A 17,522-nucleotide genomic window follows, 5' to 3' on the forward strand; every position below is an offset into this window, starting at 1 on the left:
TAATAATTAATAATTAATCTTGTTTAATATCCTTATGTAACATTGAATAATAATTTACCTTTGATTGTAAAAAAATTATTGTTGACTGTAATTGATTATCATCAATCAATCCTAATTGAACTCTATCTTTAGTTCCATTGAACCTTGAGTATACTTCCCTCAAAATATATCTTGAAATATTATCTTTATTAGAATTTAAAGATAAATTAATATTTTTGATACTTTCATTTTTTATTTCAGATATAGAATTAATAATTAAATTACTAACATTTTTGTCTTTTGCAAAAGTTTCAAATTCTTTTACTTTTTTATAAACAAAGTTATCAGGAAGTTTATTACTTGGTAATGAAATAACGTATTTAAAAAAAGAATTCGCAATATCATTACTTATTTTAAAATCAATTGGAATTGAATTCATATTGGAAGTTAACAAAGTTGCATAATCAAAAAACACCCAAGAACGGTTAAGCTGAGAAACAAAAGAACTAGTATCAACCGCTAATATTGAATCTGGGAGAATGCCACCACTACTTTTAACATTTCTACCAGAAGTAGTTAAAAACTCATGTTGGATAGAATCATTTGTAATGATTGCTTTGCCAGATTTATCATATGTATACTTTTGAATACACCTTCCAGATGGAGTATAATATCTTGCAGTTGTAATTTTAAGCTGAATGTTCTGCCCTATCCAGTGAAGGGTTTGAACTAAACCTTTACCAAAACTTGGCTGACCAAGAATTACTCCAGCATCAAGATCTTGAATAGCTCCAGCTAATATCTCAGAAGCTGAAGCAGAATTTTTATTTATCAGAACTGCAATTTTTACATTTTTAAGAATAGGTACTTCCTCAGTATAAAAATATTTTACATCATTTGTGTCTCGTCCTTTTGTTGAAACAATCAAACTCCCTTTTGGAACAAAATTACTTGCGATTGAAACTGCAGATTCTAATAGACCACCACCATTATCTCTAAGATCTATAACTAAAGATGAAATACTATTTTTTACTTGAAGTTCTTTTAATGCACTTTTAAATTCTAATGGTGCTCCTTGAGAAAATCTTGTCAGTTTAATATAACCAGTACTATCATTTAGGAGTCCACTATATGAAATGCTTTTAGCTTGAATCAATTCACGAATAAGTGAATAAGAGATTGGTTGAGGTATTGCACCCCTTTTTATAACGAATTTCAATACTCCACCTGGCGTTCCACGAATTACCTCACGCATTTTCTCAACAGTTGAATTTTGAAGATTAATATCATTTATAGAAATTATTTTATCACCAATTCTCAATCCAACTTTTTTTGCTGGATAATTATCTAACAATTCATTTATGAAAAGGGAACTGTCACGTGCAAATACACTTATACCAGCTCCTCCATATTGATTCTGCAATAATAAATCTAATTCATTTTTGTCATTTTTATCTATGTAAGTTGTATACGGATCTAGAGTTTTTAACATTGATTTAATACCAGTTACTATAAAATCTTCATGATTAATAGTATCTATAAATCTTAAAGACACCTCTCTGTAAACAGATGCAAAAGTTTCGGTAACCTTTGCAATCCTTATGTAATCTACATTATCAGGCAATTTCCAAGCAATTGAACCTATGAGTAAGATAATTACAAATATGAAAATTGACTTTTTATTTATTTTTTTTATAATCTTCATTTAATTAACTTAATTTAAGAGGATGCAAGTTATAAATATAAATGCATATAATAATATTCAGATTTTAAATTTAAATAATTTCAATATTAAAATTCCATTAGTTTAAATAATGAATGTTAACAGGCTTATATTTGTTAATAATATTTAAGAATAAATAATTATTGTATGATTACAATTTTAAATGAATTTAAGAATAAAGCAAAATTATTTAATAAAAAAATTGCTTTGCCAGATTCATTGGATATTAGAACTTTGAAGGCTGCAAATGTTTTGTTAAATGAGAATATTGCTACACCAATTTTGTTTGGAAATAAAAATGAAATTCAGAATTTAGCGGAAGATAATTTTATAAATATAAACGGAATAAACATAGTTGATAAGTCTGTTGAAGAATTAAATAAAAATTTAATTAATGAGTTTTATGAATTTAGAAAACACAAGGGAATTTCTATAGAACAAGCCAAAGAAATAATGAATAACCCTCTTTATATTGCTGGTATGTATCTAAGAAATGGACTTTGTGATAGTTGTGTTGCTGGCTCTATATCAACAACTGCGGAAGTTATAAAAGCTGGTATTCAAACAATTGGACTTCTTGAAGATAATAAAACTGTATCTTCATTTTTTTTAATTGAATTTAAAAATAAAATCTATTCTTTTGCTGATTGTGCAATTATTCCAGAACCTAATTCTCAGCAGTTAGCAGATATTGCCATAGTAACTGCAAAAAACTTTGAGAAGTTATTAAACATTAAATCAAAAACAGCATTATTATCTTTTAGCACAAAAGGAAGTGCTGAACATTCAAATGTTTCAAAAATTACTGAGGCAATAAAGTTAATTAAACAAACAAATTTAGATTTATTAATTGATGGTGAGTTACAATTAGATGCAGCTATTGTACCTGATATTGCTTTAATAAAAGATCCAAATGGCAAGTTAAAAGGTGAAGCTAATGTACTTGTTTTTCCTAATCTTGATGCAGGAAATATTGCATATAAAATGGCTCAAAGAATGGCTGGAGCAAAAGCTATTGGTCCTATTGTTCAAGGTTTAAATAAACCATATTTTGATTTATCAAGAGGTTGTTCAGTTGAAGATATAATTGATTTAAGTTCAATTTCTATTTTGTTATCGTAATCAAATTCTTAATTCTTTAAACATTTTAACATTGAAATTTGTTGTTATTTTTACACAATGATAATTAGAAATCCAGAAGAAGATTATTTTCATAATATCGGGAACTCAGGGGGTTACGAATGGTCTTATTTTGATGGACTATCAAATGACGGATTATGGGGGTTTACTGCAATATGGTTTAAAGGTTGCCCTATGTCTCCCCACTATACAAAAGAAATTGATTACTCTTTTCTAAATGGATCTCATATTAATCCAGAGGACTTTTCAGCATTTTCATTTTCATTATACTATAAAGGTGTAAGGAAATTTTGGTGTTTAAATGAAGCGAACTCTTCTCATAGTACCTTTACAAATGATTCTCCAAATGTTTCTTTCAACGAAAATATTTTAACTTGTAAAGTTATTAAACTAGGTAAAGAATTTGAGATTGAAATTCATTCTTCTTCTGCAACTGGAACAAAAAGAGTAGCAGGAAGAATAAGTTTATCATTCCCTGATTTAGATTTAAAAACAATAGCTAATACCTCAAATAATTTAGATGATAATCACAATTGGGTTCCTGCAAATTTGGTTGGTTCTTTTAATTTAAATTTACATTTATACACATCCTTTGGATTAAAATTTAATGACGAGACAATTGATTTTTCAGGTAGGTCATATCATGATAGAAATTATGGTTTAACACCTTTACATAAGTTAGATGTTGACTGGTTTTGGGGTAGATATATTGGTGATGAATACTCCTTAGTATACTTTAAAATATTGAGTAAAGAAAAAAAAGAGATTGAATTCTCTCAATTGTTATTATTTAAAAATCATGAACTTCTATATCAAAGTAAAAATTTTGATTTTATTATGAGTCATTCTAAAAAAAGCTGGACACTTAAATATCCATCTCGAATATTAATTTCAAATGATGATATTAAAGTTGAAGTAAATGAATCATATAAACCTGAATCAGGTCCATTCTATCATAGATTTGTTTCTGATTTCAAAATTTACTTTAAGAATAATTTAGTTTCAGGTAAAGGAATAACTGAATTTCTAAAACCAAAAAGGTTAGGTATAAAGTCTTTTCGTCCTTTTATAAAATTTCGAGTTAGAAGAACCTAATTAATTAATCTTCTATACCTTGTAAATTATTTACTCTTGCAATATCAATTTTCTTAAAAATAATAATAAAGCTATTGTCTAAATTAATTAATTATAGAAATAAAGTTACTAAAGTTGTTGTTGGTGTTATGTCTGGAACTTCATTAGATGCAATTGATGTTGCATTTGTTGAAATTAGTAATTACTCAATTAATACAAAACATAAGCTAATTGCTTTTAAATCTATACCAATTGAATCATCATTAAAAGATAGGTTACATGCAGCTTGCGAAGGAAATCTTACAATGAGAGAGTGCTTTGAATTGGATATTGATTTAGGAATGATTTATGTAGATTCAATTTTGGATTGTGCTAAAACAAACAATTTATCAATAGATATGATTGATGCAATTGGATTACATGGTCAAACTGTTTTTCATAATCCTAATAGAAAACCAATTGGCCTTACAATACAGATTGGATCAGGTAGTGTGGTTGCTCAGAACCTTGCAACAATTGTTGTGAATGATTTTAGAACTAATGATGTTGCCGCAGGAGGACATGGTGCACCTTTAGTTCCTTATTGTGATTATTTGTTGTTACATGATAAAAATGTAAATAAAGTATCACTAAATATTGGTGGAATTTCAAATATAACTTGGTTAGGTAAAAATACTACCTTAGATAATTTGATTGCATTTGATACTGGTCCTGGAAACATGATAATTGATTCTGCAATGTTGGAATTCTATAATAAGAAATATGATGAAAATGGAGATGTGGCTTTAACTGGACAAGTTAACGAAGAATGGTTAACAGAAATACTTAGCAAGAAATATTATCATTTAAAACCTCCTAAGAGTACTGGACGTGAACAGTTTGGTGAAGAAACTTCTAAAGCTTTAACAGTAAGAGGTAGAAGTATTGGTTTATCAAATCAAGATATTATTTCTACAATTACAGCAGTTACCTCAAGAAGCATTGCAATGGGAATAAATAATTTTTGTAGAAATGAAGAATCAGTTGATGAAATAATAATTGGTGGTGGTGGTTTTCATAATAGTGCAATAATAAAATATCTGAAAGGGGAATTTGTTGGAACAACATTTAGTTCAAGTGATAAGTATAATTTACCAGTGGATGCCAAAGAATCAATTTGCTTTGCTATATTAGCTAATGAAACTTTAAATGAAATAAGATCCAACGTACCAAATGTAACTGGAGCTAAGAATCATGTGATTTGCGGTTCTATTAGAATTGGTTAATAAAAATATTTATAACCAATTCTAAAATCAAAAATGAAGTTGTTCCTTCTTTTATTTCTATTTCCCATTACTTTGCTTTCACAAAAAATTAATGGAGTAAATATAGTATCACCAAAATTAAAAGTATACTCAAATCCCATTGATACAATAAAGTCAATTAATGCTAATTGGGTTGCAATTTGTCCTTTTGCTTTTCTTACACCAAATAATCCTGAAATCAGATATGAAAATTCAGATAGTTGGTACGGAGATAAATACAACGGCGTTAAGGAAATGATAAAATTCGCTAAAAATTCCAAATTAAAAATTCTATTAAAACCCCATTTTTGGGTAGATGGTGAAGGCTGGGCAGGTGATTATAATCTATCAAATGATAAGTGGAAAGTTTGGGAAAGAAACTATATAAATTACATTTTGAGGTTAGCAAAATTAGCTGATTCAAATAAAGTTGAAATGTTTTGCATTGGTACTGAATGGAAAAATGCCGTAAAGGAGAGACCAAAATTTTGGTTTTATTTAATTGATTCAGTACGTAAATACTACTCAGGTAAATTAACTTATGCAGCGAATTGGGATGAATATCATAATGTACCATTTTGGTCAGAACTAGATTTCATAGGAGTTGATGCATACTTCCCATTATTGAAAATCAAAACGCCTTCCATTGAAACATTAAAAAATGAATGGTTAGATATAAAAAAAGATTTAAAAGCAATTTCAATTAAAAATAAAAAGAAAATTCTATTTACAGAATATGGTTACAGAAGTGTAAATTATACTGCTTGGAAACAATGGGAAATAGAAAATCTATCAATTAAAAATGCTGTGAATTACAGGTCACAAGTTAATTCTTATGTAGCTTTGTTTGATACCTTTTGGAATGAAAATTGGTTAGCAGGAGGATTCATATGGAAATGGTATTCAGATATTGAAAATCAATTAGATGTTTTTATTGATACTGATTACACTCCTCAAGGTAAACCAGTGGAAGCTATAATTAAACAAAGATATTTGATAAACAAAGATAAGTTTCCTAATTAATTTTCTAACAAAATTTTAGGAATTACAATAATTAAAAAATATAATTTTCAATCAATAAAAATAAAGCAAGATACCCTATATTTATAGAGTATCCTGTATTTTTTAATTTATCTTCTCTAATAAAATTTTAAGGTTGTCTAACACTAAAGCCCAATGAGATTCATATTGTTCTTTATTAGATTCATTTTCAATACCATCGTGATGAATTGAAATAAAAGTAAATCCATTTTTATCAATTAACTTGTAAGTTATTTCATAAAATTCTTCTTGAATTCCAGGTAAAATTTCTGACGAATTTAAGAATTTAAATTTAATTAAACTGCCTTCAATATACTCAACAAGTGAACCAGTATCTGTAATTTCTAAATCATTAATAGCCCTTTTAAAACTAACAATTGAACCAACAGCTAAATTTAAAATATCCTCATATAAATAATAGTATTTATTAACTATCTCATTTGATAAAAGTGCTTTCCATACTTGGGTAGTACTTGATTTTATAGTAATTGAAACTTGAGCTGAGGTTAATAGTTGCATTTAAAATATTAGGTTTAAACGTTTAATTTAGTTGTGAATTTGTACCTTAAAAAATAATATCAAATAAGTTTTAAAATGACTAAATTTATATTTACATCATGTTTGGAGTATCTGCTGAAGGTCCGTAAGAACCTGGCAATGGAATATCAAGCATTCTTAAATAAACTCCCAATTGAGCTCTGTGGTGAATAAAATGATTAAAGCACATGTCCCTTAATACTGCTTGCTTTGGAAGAGTAAAGAAAACTCTTTCAGCTTGCCTCATTGTCCAAGGATTTTGTAAAAGTTCATCTGTTGAATTTTCTAAAGCAACTACAGCCTTTTTAAGATGTTCATTAAAGTGAGCAATTAATTCTTCATTAGATTGAGGATTAAATGGCTTTGAATCTGATTTTGCAAAATCAAGCTCGTCAGTTGTAATAGTTGTATTAACCCAATCTGGCAAGTCTGCAACGTGCCTGGCTAACCTTCCTAACTTCATACTTTTCTCATGAGGTGCCCATTCTGCTTTATCGAATGGAACTAATTCTAATAACTTTTTAGTTGTGTTTGATTCATGTCTAAGTTCTGCTAAAAAATCTGATGAAATTGACATTTGTTTAATTTTAAATTATAATTATTATTTGGAACTTAAAAATCAATTTGGAAATTTGAATGGATTTAATAAAAAAATGTTTAGTCATTGTAAAACATATATAAAAAATTAGTTGAATCCAATTTGAAACTTATCTACTTTTGTTAAAATCTTCATTTTAAGATTTGTAAAAATTTTAACTATAAAATTATCTTATATTTACTTTATAGTCCTGATTTTAAATTGTTAGTAATTAACAGACTTAAGAAAAACAACTTTCAATTAAGTTAACTTATTCCACCACAAAATTCTAATATATTTCCAGATGGATCGTAACATTGAAACCAACTAACTTGCGTATTCATTTTCATAGGTTCTGACTGGATTGTAAGAATATTATTTAAAACTAAATGATTAAACATTGCTAAAGTTGAAAATACTTCAAATGCAAAAGTAGTTCTAACAATTTTTTCAGGAAAATCAAACTTATGATGACCTCCTATTAAGTACATCCCACCATTTTTACCGAAAGTAAAATAACATGCCTCAGAACCCATGGGATTAAACTCTTTTAATCCAATTATCTCATTATAAAATTTAAATGATTCTTCAAAGTTATGTGCATAAACACTTACTAATGCTATTCCTGAAATATCTAGTTTATTTTGTTCCATTAAAAAAAGGTTATAGAAAATTTCTTAAATTAAAAATCATCAAAAATAGAAAAACCAAAATAAACTAAAACTAACAAAAATAAAAAATTGGTGAATTATTCTAACAGTAAATAGGGTAGTCTGTAACTAAGATAAAATTATGATTGAACTTTATTTGATTCAAATATAAAACTTTCTATTTAGACAGACAAGAAAAATCTTTCTAAAAAGTAATTTTATTTATATTTGCAACTATATGAAAAGAATATTGTTATTTGCAAAAGAAGTATTTGGAAACCTAGATCAACTTGGTTATGCAATTGGGTATAATAGTTCTGGTGTTCTTCATAAGTATGCATCTGGTTTGCAAAAGCCTGGAGCAAAGCTTTTAGAACGTATGGCAGACGTTGGTTGTAATATACAATGGTTACTTACTGGTGAAGGGGAAATGTTTGCTGAGAATGATGCTGGATGGGATTTAAGAGAGAAATCATTAGCAGCTAATTATGAAAAATCATTGACTTCAAAACCTGTTTTAAGTAGGAAAAGATTAGTTCCAATTATGTTAGAACCTACATCAGCTGGTTTGGGTAATAGAGTTGAAGGGTATGTTGATAAACAAGTTGATTTACACAGTTTTTTAACAGGTGATAAAGATGATGTGTTTTGTATTTATGCTAAAGGTGATTCTATGATTGGTGCTGATATTTTTGATGGAGATATGGTTGTTGTAGATAGCTCTCTGCCTGTTCAGGAAGGTGACATTGTTGTTGCATATATGGAAGATAAGGGTGAACAAACAATTAAAAGGCTAAAATACTCTAACGGTTTTATTATGCTTGTTGCAGAAAATCCTAAATATCAGCCTATTAAAGTTGTCCCTAAGGATATTAGAATAATGGGTGCTGTTACTAAAGTAATACATGACATTAAATCAGGAAAAAAAAGTAAAAGATAACTTGGCTACTATTTCTTAAATAGGATTTACTCAATCAATTTTAAAAAAAATAAAAATATATAGTACGCTTTTTCTTTATTTTTGGGTAATACTTAAGTTTAATTTATACAAATTCCTATAATTATGATTGAACAATACTTACCAGTGATATTAATGATTCTAGCTGGTCTAGGGTTTGGTTTAGTTTCAGTAAAAGCACATGAGTGGTTAGGTCCGCAAAAACCTAATAAAGAAAAATTAGAGACTTATGAATCTGGTATGAGGCCAATAACATCTTTAAAAGACAGATTTCCTGTTAAGTTTTATCTTGTTGGGATGTTGTTTATTCTTTTTGATATTGAAGTTGTTTTTATGTATCCATGGGCTGTTAACTTTAAAGAGCTTGGCACAAATGGGTTAATCTCAATGGTATTGTTCATAACAACATTATTTGCTGGTTATATTTATATATTGAAAAAAGGTGCATTAAAATGGGATTAAATTTAAAATTCATATGAAATTTAAAATTCATATGAGATAATTATTATGTTTTGTTTTTATAAAAAGATTAAAAATTAAAGTTTATATTTTTATGATAGATCAATTAGAAAAAGAAGGTTTTATAACAACTACAGTTGAATCAGCAATAGGTTGGGCTCGTAAAAAATTCGATTTGGCCTATGCCATTAGGAATTTCTTGTTGTGCTATTGAGATGATGGCTTTTGCAGGACCTAGATTTGATTGCTCAAGATTTGGATCTGAGAGATTTTCTTTTTCTCCAAGACAAGCAGATTTATTAATTGTTGCAGGGACTGTAACTTATAAAATGGCTTGGGTTGTTAGGCAAATCTATGATCAAATGCCAGAACCTAAATGGGTGCTTTCAATGGGTGCTTGTGCAAGTTCAGGTGGAATGTTTCGTTCTTATTCAGTTGTACAAGGTATTGACCAATTTATCCCAGTTGATGTTTTTGTTGCAGGTTGCCCTCCAAGACCTGAAAATTTGATTCAAGGATTATTGCTTATTCAAGATCAAATTAAAAATGGTAGAAACCCTATAACTGAAAGAGAAGCTATGTACGTTTAGGTGTATTTAAAAATATTAATTTCCTTTTAATATTTATTAATTACAATAGTATATAAAACGATTGTGGAACTGTTTAAAATTAATAGATACTTATTTTTTTTTTAATAATAATATATTATTATGCGTTTAATTTACTCATTTTTACTTTGCTTTCTAATTGTTAATTGCATACAAGCACAATCAACTACTTGGAGTAAAGATATTGCTCCAATTTTTTACAAAAATTGTGTTTCATGCCATAGAGCTGGTGGGATAGCTCCATTTAGTTTAACAACATATAATGAAGCAAGTTCAGTTTCAGCACTAATACCTTCTAAAGTTCTTGAAAGAAAAATGCCACCATGGCCCGCTGATCCTTCTTATCGTCATTATGTTGGTGAAAGAAGATTAACTGATATTGAGATTCAAAAAATTGTTTCTTGGGTTAGTGATGGAGCACCTTCTGGAGATTTAGGACAAGCACCTAATCCACCTATTTTTAAAGATGGTTCAGAGTTAGGTACTCCTAGTTTATCATTAACAATGGATGAATATACTTCCGAAGCTGCAAAAGGTGGCAACGATGAGTACAGATATTTCGTAATTCCTTCTAACTTACCTATATTAAAATATGCTAAGGCAATTGAATTAATTCCTGGTAATAGAGAAATTGTACACCACGTACTAGTATTTCAAGATACTTCAAGAAAACCAAGGCTATTAGACCAAGCAGATCCTAAACCTGGTTTTAAGGGGTTTGGTGGAACAGGATCAACTACCACTCAACTTATTGCAGCTTGGGTGCCTGGGTCACGACCAACTTATTTTCCTGCCGGTATGGGCATTCAATTGTTACCTAATACCGATATAATTTTACAGATTCATTATCCTGCTGGCTCAATAGGTAAAAAAGATAAAACTAAAATCAACTTTTTATTTGATGATAGTCCTTTTATTAGACCATTATTTTTTAGTGATATAATTACTCATACTGCCCCAGTATTGCAGAATGGACCTTTGTTTATTCCTGCAAATAAAGTAAAAACATTTAATGCAAAGTATACAATTCCATTTGATGCAACTATTACTCATATTGCTCCACATATGCATTTAATTGGTACTAAAATTAAATCATATGCAGTTACTCCAACAGGTGATACAATTCAATTGGTCAAAATAAATGATTGGGATTTTCATTGGCAAGGAAATTATGCATTTCAAAAACTAATTAAATTACCTAAAGGGAGTATTCTTTATGGTGAAGCAACTTATGATAATACTACTAATAACACTCATAACCCAAACAAACCTCCAAAAGATGTTAGGCTTGGAGAATCTACTACAGATGAAATGATGCTTATTTATTTTGCATTTACTCTTTATTTTAATGGAGATGAAAATGTTGTTATTGATACTACTAAATATTCTTCTGCACCTATTGAAATACGTAATAATAACAATAACAATTTTTTGATAGCTCCAAACATTATTAGTAATAATCAGGCTTTTGCTAAATTTGATGTTGAAATAAATTCAAAAGCAACTTTAGAATTTTATAATTGTGAAGGAAAAATTGTTCAAAATTCTGAGGTGTTTGTATATAAAGGTTCAAATACAATTCTATTAAATACAACCGATTTATCTCCTGGAAAATATTGGGTACTACTTAAAGTGAATGGTTCTTCGAGTGGAAAAGATTTAATTATTGAATAGTTCTAAAGTTAAATAATTAGTAAAATAATCAGCATTCAATTTTTATATTTTAAATATTGAATGCTGTTTTTTTTAGAAAAATTTAGTAATTATTATTGATTTTATTTTAAATTATTTATTTATCTAAAAAATATTCCATATCTGTAATTATTGATACATTGGGAAAATAATATCTTAAAATATCCATTGGTGTAAATCCCTTTTTTGCTAACATTATCGCTCCTTCCTGACAAAGTCCTATTCTATGACCAAAGCCTTTACCATGAATTATAAATTTCTTATTTCTTTTTTCAATTTTATCAACTGTGTTACTTAATATAATATTAAATCCAAATTCTCTACCAAATCTTATCTTAAAATTATCATCTATAAATGGAGTTTCATTTGCAGATCTGAGGAATTCATCAACTCTAGTTGTGGATACTATTTCTCTTACCCATCTGTAATACTTACCCTTAGAACAGTTATTACATTCAATTGAGGAATATCCATACTCCTCATTATTCCATACTTCCAATGGAGTTAAAGTTCTACCCCCACAGTTGGCAGAATAATAACATGGAATTGTATCAAGTTTACCTAATCTAATTTTAAGTCCTTTTGAAATTGCAGTATAATGCTTTGAAGTGACAATTTTACTAAATGCTTTTTGGCAGTGAGTGTTATCACATAAATCTACAGAATCATGTCTTGCTAAATGTGATACAAAATAGTTTCTCTGAAGTACTGATAAAGCAATCATGTATTCTATTGGTTCGGAAACGGAGGTTTCGCAAGCTAAGGTTGATGCTAAATAATCTTTAATTGGAACTTTTGATACTATATTTAACAAACCATTTGAACAACTAATATAAACAACCCCTCTAACTGTTCTTTTAATTAAAGAGTCTTTTTTTAAAGTTATAAATCCACCTGTTAAACTGGTTACTTTACATTTTGATAAAGTATCATAATTAATAATTATTTTATCCTCAAATGCTTTAATTGTAACAACTGAATCGAATACTTTTGAATTTAACTTTACACCTCTTATTGAATAAATTTTTAACTCAGATAACTCCCATCCTTTGAAAGTAATAATACTAACAGTATCTTTAAATCTATTACCAATTGCAAAAGCAAATGATTTAAATCCAAAAAATAAAATTAATAAAAGTATCACTTTCCTATAACAAGAATTCAAAATATAAATCGATTTTTTAAGTTATAATTTTTATTTGTTCAGATTTGTCTCAGCAATTTTTGATAGAATCGATTCAGCAACAAATAAATTATATTTACCTTCATTTAATGTTACTTCGGATGGAGTATTATTTTTAATAGAATTGATAAAAGAATTTAACTCCATTAGAATTGCATTGACTTTATCAATTTCAGGTTTCTCATAAAAAATATTCTTAGTTCCATTAGCTCCAGCAATTGATGTAATAATATTTGTTTTATCCAAATCGAATCCATTTGTCATTCTAAAAACTTCAATTGATGGCTGAATGAAATCCATAGAAATATAACTGTCTTGTGCAAACAACCTCATTTTCCTTAAAGGTGTGTTTGAAATTCTACTTGAAGTTAAATTTGCTACACAATTATTCTCAAATTCTAATCTTGCATTTGCTATATCTATTTCATTACTTAAAACTGACACACCACTAGCTCTAATCTCTTTTAAAGGTGATTTAACCAAGTTAACAACCAAATCAATATCATGAATCATTAAATCAAGAATTACAGATACATCTGTTGCTCGAGGTGAAAACTGTGAGAGCCTATGAGATTCAATAAACATTGGTGCTGGATTATATTTTACTGCTCCAGTAAAAGCAGGGTTATACCTTTCAACATGACCAATTTGAATTATAACCTTAGAGTTTTTCTCTAAAATATAAAGTTCTTCTGCCTCTAATGAATTTGCAGTAACTGGTTTTTCTATAAAGCAATGTTTATTGTTTTTTATTGATTGAACTGCTATTTCAAAATGAGTAGAAGTTGGAGTTACAATGTCAATTGCGTCATTAAAGGATATAATATCTTCAATTGACTTGTAATTTATAATACCATGCTCGTCAGCAAGATTTTGTGCGGTCTCAGTATTAATATCATAAACGCCAGTCAACTCAGCATCATTTACTTGTTTCCAAAGTTTAGTATGAATTTTACCTAAATGACCAGAACCAATTACTCCAACTTTAATTTTATTATTCAATTTCAAGAGTTTTAATTTGATTACAAAATTACTTATTTCTTTAAATTGAAACGGTATGTATTAATTATTATTATTCAACAAAGGAATTCATATCTTTATATATAATAATGAGAAATTTTGTTGATTAAAATTTTCCTTTATTAATTTTGAAATATTAATTTAATTAAGTTTTGTTTTTTAATCAATTTAATTGTTAAAATTAAATTTTTTTGATTGATTTTATTTAGATACAATATTTAATTCTAAAGATAATATAATATAATAATAGTATATGTGTGGCAGATTTTCATTAGCAATTGATATTGAAGAATTTCTTGAGTCTTTAGGTTTTGGAGTAATACCTCAACTTAAACATCCAAGAGAATATAACATTGCACCAAGCCAACCTGTGTTAGCTTTAATAGCTGATCCTATGCCTCGAATAGATATTCTACAATGGGGATTTATTCCCACATGGGCAAAGCCTGATTTAGATATAAAGCCTGTTATAAATGCAAGAGGGGAGACTATAAGTGAAAAGCCTTTTTTTCGTGGTGCTTTTAAAAGTGCTCGTTGTGCGGTTATAGCTGATGGATATTATGAATGGCAAAAAAATGCAAACGAGAAAATTCCTTATAGAATAACTATGAAAGATGGTGAACCGTTTGCAATAGCTTCTCTGTGGTCATCACCCAAAATGATTGATGGTAGCTCCGCCCATACATGTGCCTTAGTAACAACAGATTCAAATAATTACTTACAACAAATTCATAATAGAATGCCCGTTATTTTATCACCTGAAGATATTAATGTTTGGCTAGATCCAAAGGCAACTGAACGTGAATTAAAAACAATAATCAAATGTTATCCAGATGAACTTATGAATGCATATCAAGTATCTAATCTTGTTAACTCACCAGCAAACAATTTGGCAAATTGTATAATACCAGTTTAATTTGTAAATTTTCAGAAAATAATAAATTTTAAAAGTATGAGAACTTGTTTGAAAAATATATCAACTCTAGTAACTGTTGAATCACCATTAATGAGAAGAAGTGGAAATCAAATGCAAGATATTGGAGTTATTAAAAATGCTGATGTAGTTATTAACAATGATATAATTGAATTTGCTGGAACATCAGAATTAAATACTAATTCCGATTATGATGTTATAATTGATTGTTCAAATAAAACTGTAGTGCCAGGTTTTGTTGATTCACATACTCATATTGTCTTTTCTGGTGAAAGATCTGGTGAGTTAGTTAAAAGATTGAAAGGAGTAACATATATGCAAATAGCTGAAGAAGGAGGTGGAATAAAAAGTACTATGATGTCAGTTAGAAAAACATCTAAACAAGAGATTTTACAAAAAGCAAAAATGTTAGCTTTGAGCTCTTTTAAATATGGCACAACCACCATTGAAATTAAAAGTGGATATGGATTGGATTACATTAATGAAATTAAATTATTAGAAGTTATTTCTGATTTAAAACTTGAAACACCACAAACTATTGTTGCAACTTTTTTAGGAGCTCATGATATTCCACCAGAATATTCAATTAACCGTACTGGCTATATAAATGAGATAACTGAACAAATGCTCCCTGAAATTAGTAAAAGAAATTTGGCAACTTTTTGTGATGTATTTTCTGATAATGGATATTTTACTACTAATGAAGCAAGGCAAATATTTCTAGCAGCAAAGCAATATGGATTACAATTAAAACTGCATGCAGATGAATTATCTTCCTTTGGTGGTGCTGAGCTTGCTAGTGAAGTAGGTGCTATATCTGCTGATCATTTATTAAGAATTTCAAATGAGGGTATTCTATCAATGTTAAACAATAATGTAGTTGCAACATTACTTCCTGGGACAGCTTTCTTCCTTGGTTTAGATTATGCACCAGCAAGAAAAATGATTTCAGAAGGGCTTTGTGTTGCGCTTGGAAGTGATTGTAACCCAGGCTCAAATATGTGTGAGAATTTACAAATGACAATGGCACTTGCAACAATGGGAATGAAGATGACTATTGAAGAGACAATTTGTGCTGTCACAATAAATGGTGCTGCTGCTTTAGGTTTAGCAGATAAAATTGGATCTATTGAAGTTGGAAAAAACGCAGATATGTTAATTTTTAATTGTGAAGATTATCCTGAAATTGTTTATCATTATGGAATTAACATGATTTCAGGAATAGTAAAAAATGGGGTTTTTTACAAAAATTAATTTAATAAAAAATAGTTATTTAGTTAAGTCAATAATAGTTTGTTTGAAAATTGCTGGTAACCTTTTTGATTGTTTAAGAACTGATTTTAAAGTAAAATGAATTTGTTCATTCATCTTTTGTGTTAACAAAATTGCAGTTGCAAATGTCCCAATTGAAACTCCTTGAGCCATACCAACAGAACCTTCAAACCAAGTTAATATAATCCCAGACAACAACAGTATTATTGTACCAATTAGAGTACCATAAAAAAGTTCCTTTGATTTACCAATTCCAAGCAAAACTGCAGAAGGTACTATTATAAATGGCATTGCAACTCCACTTGTAAAAAGCCATTGAAATTCATGTACAGCGGTTGAATATTTTGGCATTATTGTATCAACTATAACAGGAGCTAAAAAAATTAATGAAACTGTAATTGGTAAAAAGAATACAAATAATAAGGCAGTTGCTAGAATTGCTTTTGCTTCAACTGATTCATGTTTACCTGTTGAGTTTGCCCTAGAAACTGCTGGCACTAATAACAATTGAACTGCATCTCGTATGGCATCAAATGTTCTATAAAATAATCTTGCAGCATTGTAGATACCTGCCACTGTTCCCCCTCTTATTGCGCTAACTATTGCTACATCTCCTTGTTGTTGTAAAACTGTTAGAATACCTGTTCCACCTTGGTGTATGCCAATCTGAATTATTTTTTTAAATGATGTTATGAATTCATTTTTAATTCTTATTCTTGTTCTAACGTTATTTGTTTTTGATTTTAAAGATCTAATTATGTCTGGTGTGCAAACAAAAAATCCGCATAAAGAACTCAGAATAAAAGCATAGTAATTATAGTTAATAAGTAACTCAGCATTATTTAATTTATTGTTAGAATACCCCCAATACATAAGCCAAACAATTGGCAAGAAGTAAGCTAAATCTACAATAAATATAGTGGCAATTCTATAAAAAATTTGTAAAATTCTAATTGAAATATTTCTAATTATTGTACTTAAAATCATCAAAGCCATTATTGGAAAAGCAAATGACAAATTTGGTGTTTTAAATAATGTTTCTAAGGGTAAAGCAAATAAAATTACTACCCAAGTCACGGTAAGGCAAAATAATGTATATATTATTGTTGAAGCCACAATCAATGGAGCAATACCACTTTTAGTTTCAGAGCCAAGTTTTACCATTGGTTGAAGTACAAAAAAATCTGCTACAATTGATATAATCATAAATATCATTTGAGTAACAGTCCAAATAGCCCATTCATTTTGAGGTAAAGTTTTTAAGGGAATTAGAACCATTGCTACTCCATATATTAATGGAAGCACTTTATCTGCACCTGCCCAAAAGGCAAGCCAAAGCGGGGAAGGTCTTGAATCTTCTGTAATATTAACTGCATTATTGTTCAAATAATT

General features: G+C 28.6%; 16 protein-coding genes and 1 pseudogene. 10 read left to right on the forward strand and 7 right to left on the reverse strand.

Going from position 1 to position 17,522, the window contains the following annotated elements:
* Window positions 1-13: 13 nt before the first annotated feature.
* A complete protein-coding gene (locus IPP08_02395) occupies window positions 14-1,684 on the reverse strand; it encodes a S41 family peptidase (GenBank protein QQS67044.1) in 1,671 nt (556 codons plus the stop codon).
* Window positions 1,685-1,849: 165 nt separating this feature from the next.
* Between IPP08_02395 and pta the strand changes: the two genes are divergently transcribed.
* The 4 genes from pta (at window position 1,850) to IPP08_02415 (ending at window position 6,222) form a co-directional block, all read left to right on the forward strand.
* A complete protein-coding gene (gene pta / locus IPP08_02400) occupies window positions 1,850-2,824 on the forward strand; it encodes a phosphate acetyltransferase (protein QQS67045.1) in 975 nt (324 codons plus the stop codon).
* Window positions 2,825-2,881: 57 nt separating this feature from the next.
* A complete protein-coding gene (locus tag IPP08_02405; protein QQS67046.1) occupies window positions 2,882-3,937 on the forward strand; it encodes a hypothetical protein in 1,056 nt (351 codons plus the stop codon).
* A 74-nt stretch (window positions 3,938-4,011) separates the two neighbouring features.
* Entirely contained in the window at window positions 4,012-5,181 is a 1,170-nt protein-coding gene (locus IPP08_02410) for an anhydro-N-acetylmuramic acid kinase (protein QQS67047.1), read from the forward strand.
* Window positions 5,182-5,214: 33 nt separating this feature from the next.
* Window positions 5,215-6,222: a hypothetical protein gene (locus IPP08_02415; GenBank protein ID QQS67048.1), complete on the forward strand. Its 1,008-nt coding sequence runs from the start codon at window positions 5,215-5,217 to the stop codon at window positions 6,220-6,222.
* 102 nt (window positions 6,223-6,324) lie between these two features.
* Here the strand turns inward: IPP08_02415 and IPP08_02420 are convergent, their stop codons facing one another.
* The 3 genes from IPP08_02420 to IPP08_02430 form a co-directional block, all read right to left on the reverse strand.
* On the reverse strand, window positions 6,325-6,759 hold the full coding sequence (locus tag IPP08_02420) for an SRPBCC domain-containing protein (GenBank protein ID QQS67049.1): 435 nt from the start codon (window positions 6,757-6,759) through the stop codon (window positions 6,325-6,327).
* A 91-nt stretch (window positions 6,760-6,850) separates the two neighbouring features.
* On the reverse strand, window positions 6,851-7,354 hold the full coding sequence (locus IPP08_02425; protein QQS67050.1) for a DinB family protein: 504 nt from the start codon (window positions 7,352-7,354) through the stop codon (window positions 6,851-6,853).
* Window positions 7,355-7,620: 266 nt separating this feature from the next.
* Window positions 7,621-8,007: a VOC family protein gene (locus tag IPP08_02430; protein ID QQS67051.1), complete on the reverse strand. Its 387-nt coding sequence runs from the start codon at window positions 8,005-8,007 to the stop codon at window positions 7,621-7,623.
* A gap of 235 nt (window positions 8,008-8,242) precedes the next feature.
* On the opposite strand from IPP08_02430, the gene IPP08_02435 reads away from it, so the two are divergent.
* From IPP08_02435 to IPP08_02450, 4 genes and pseudogenes are all read left to right on the forward strand, one after another.
* Window positions 8,243-8,944: a hypothetical protein gene (locus IPP08_02435; GenBank protein QQS67052.1), complete on the forward strand. Its 702-nt coding sequence runs from the start codon at window positions 8,243-8,245 to the stop codon at window positions 8,942-8,944.
* Between the two features lie 123 nt (window positions 8,945-9,067).
* A complete protein-coding gene (locus IPP08_02440; GenBank protein ID QQS67053.1) occupies window positions 9,068-9,424 on the forward strand; it encodes an NADH-quinone oxidoreductase subunit A in 357 nt (118 codons plus the stop codon).
* A gap of 91 nt (window positions 9,425-9,515) precedes the next feature.
* Window positions 9,516-10,011, forward strand: a pseudogene (locus IPP08_02445) (NADH-quinone oxidoreductase subunit B).
* Window positions 10,012-10,131: 120 nt separating this feature from the next.
* Window positions 10,132-11,703 carry a hypothetical protein gene (locus IPP08_02450; protein ID QQS67054.1) on the forward strand — a complete coding sequence of 524 codons (1,572 nt, stop codon included), beginning with the start codon at window positions 10,132-10,134 and terminating at the stop codon, window positions 11,701-11,703.
* A 115-nt stretch (window positions 11,704-11,818) separates the two neighbouring features.
* Here IPP08_02450 and IPP08_02455 read toward each other — a convergent pair whose 3' ends face one another.
* Together IPP08_02455 and IPP08_02460 are read right to left on the reverse strand one after the other, a co-directional pair.
* Window positions 11,819-12,865 (reverse strand): hypothetical protein, encoded by a 1,047-nt coding sequence (locus IPP08_02455; protein ID QQS67055.1) that lies wholly within the window; start codon window positions 12,863-12,865, stop codon window positions 11,819-11,821.
* Between the two features lie 51 nt (window positions 12,866-12,916).
* Window positions 12,917-13,906 (reverse strand): Gfo/Idh/MocA family oxidoreductase, encoded by a 990-nt coding sequence (locus IPP08_02460; GenBank protein ID QQS67056.1) that lies wholly within the window; start codon window positions 13,904-13,906, stop codon window positions 12,917-12,919.
* A gap of 271 nt (window positions 13,907-14,177) precedes the next feature.
* On the opposite strand from IPP08_02460, the gene IPP08_02465 reads away from it, so the two are divergent.
* Together IPP08_02465 and IPP08_02470 are read left to right on the forward strand one after the other, a co-directional pair.
* Window positions 14,178-14,840, forward strand: a complete 663-nt coding sequence (locus IPP08_02465) for an SOS response-associated peptidase (GenBank protein QQS67057.1) — start codon at window positions 14,178-14,180, stop codon at window positions 14,838-14,840.
* A gap of 48 nt (window positions 14,841-14,888) precedes the next feature.
* Entirely contained in the window at window positions 14,889-16,112 is a 1,224-nt protein-coding gene (locus tag IPP08_02470) for an imidazolonepropionase (GenBank protein ID QQS67058.1), read from the forward strand.
* A 15-nt stretch (window positions 16,113-16,127) separates the two neighbouring features.
* Here IPP08_02470 and IPP08_02475 read toward each other — a convergent pair whose 3' ends face one another.
* Window positions 16,128-17,516 (reverse strand): hypothetical protein, encoded by a 1,389-nt coding sequence (locus IPP08_02475; GenBank protein ID QQS67059.1) that lies wholly within the window; start codon window positions 17,514-17,516, stop codon window positions 16,128-16,130.
* Window positions 17,517-17,522: the final 6 nt, after the last annotated feature.

It is taken from the genome of Chlorobiota bacterium, from assembly GCA_016700335.1.
GTDB lineage: Bacteria > Bacteroidota > Ignavibacteria > OLB7 > OLB7.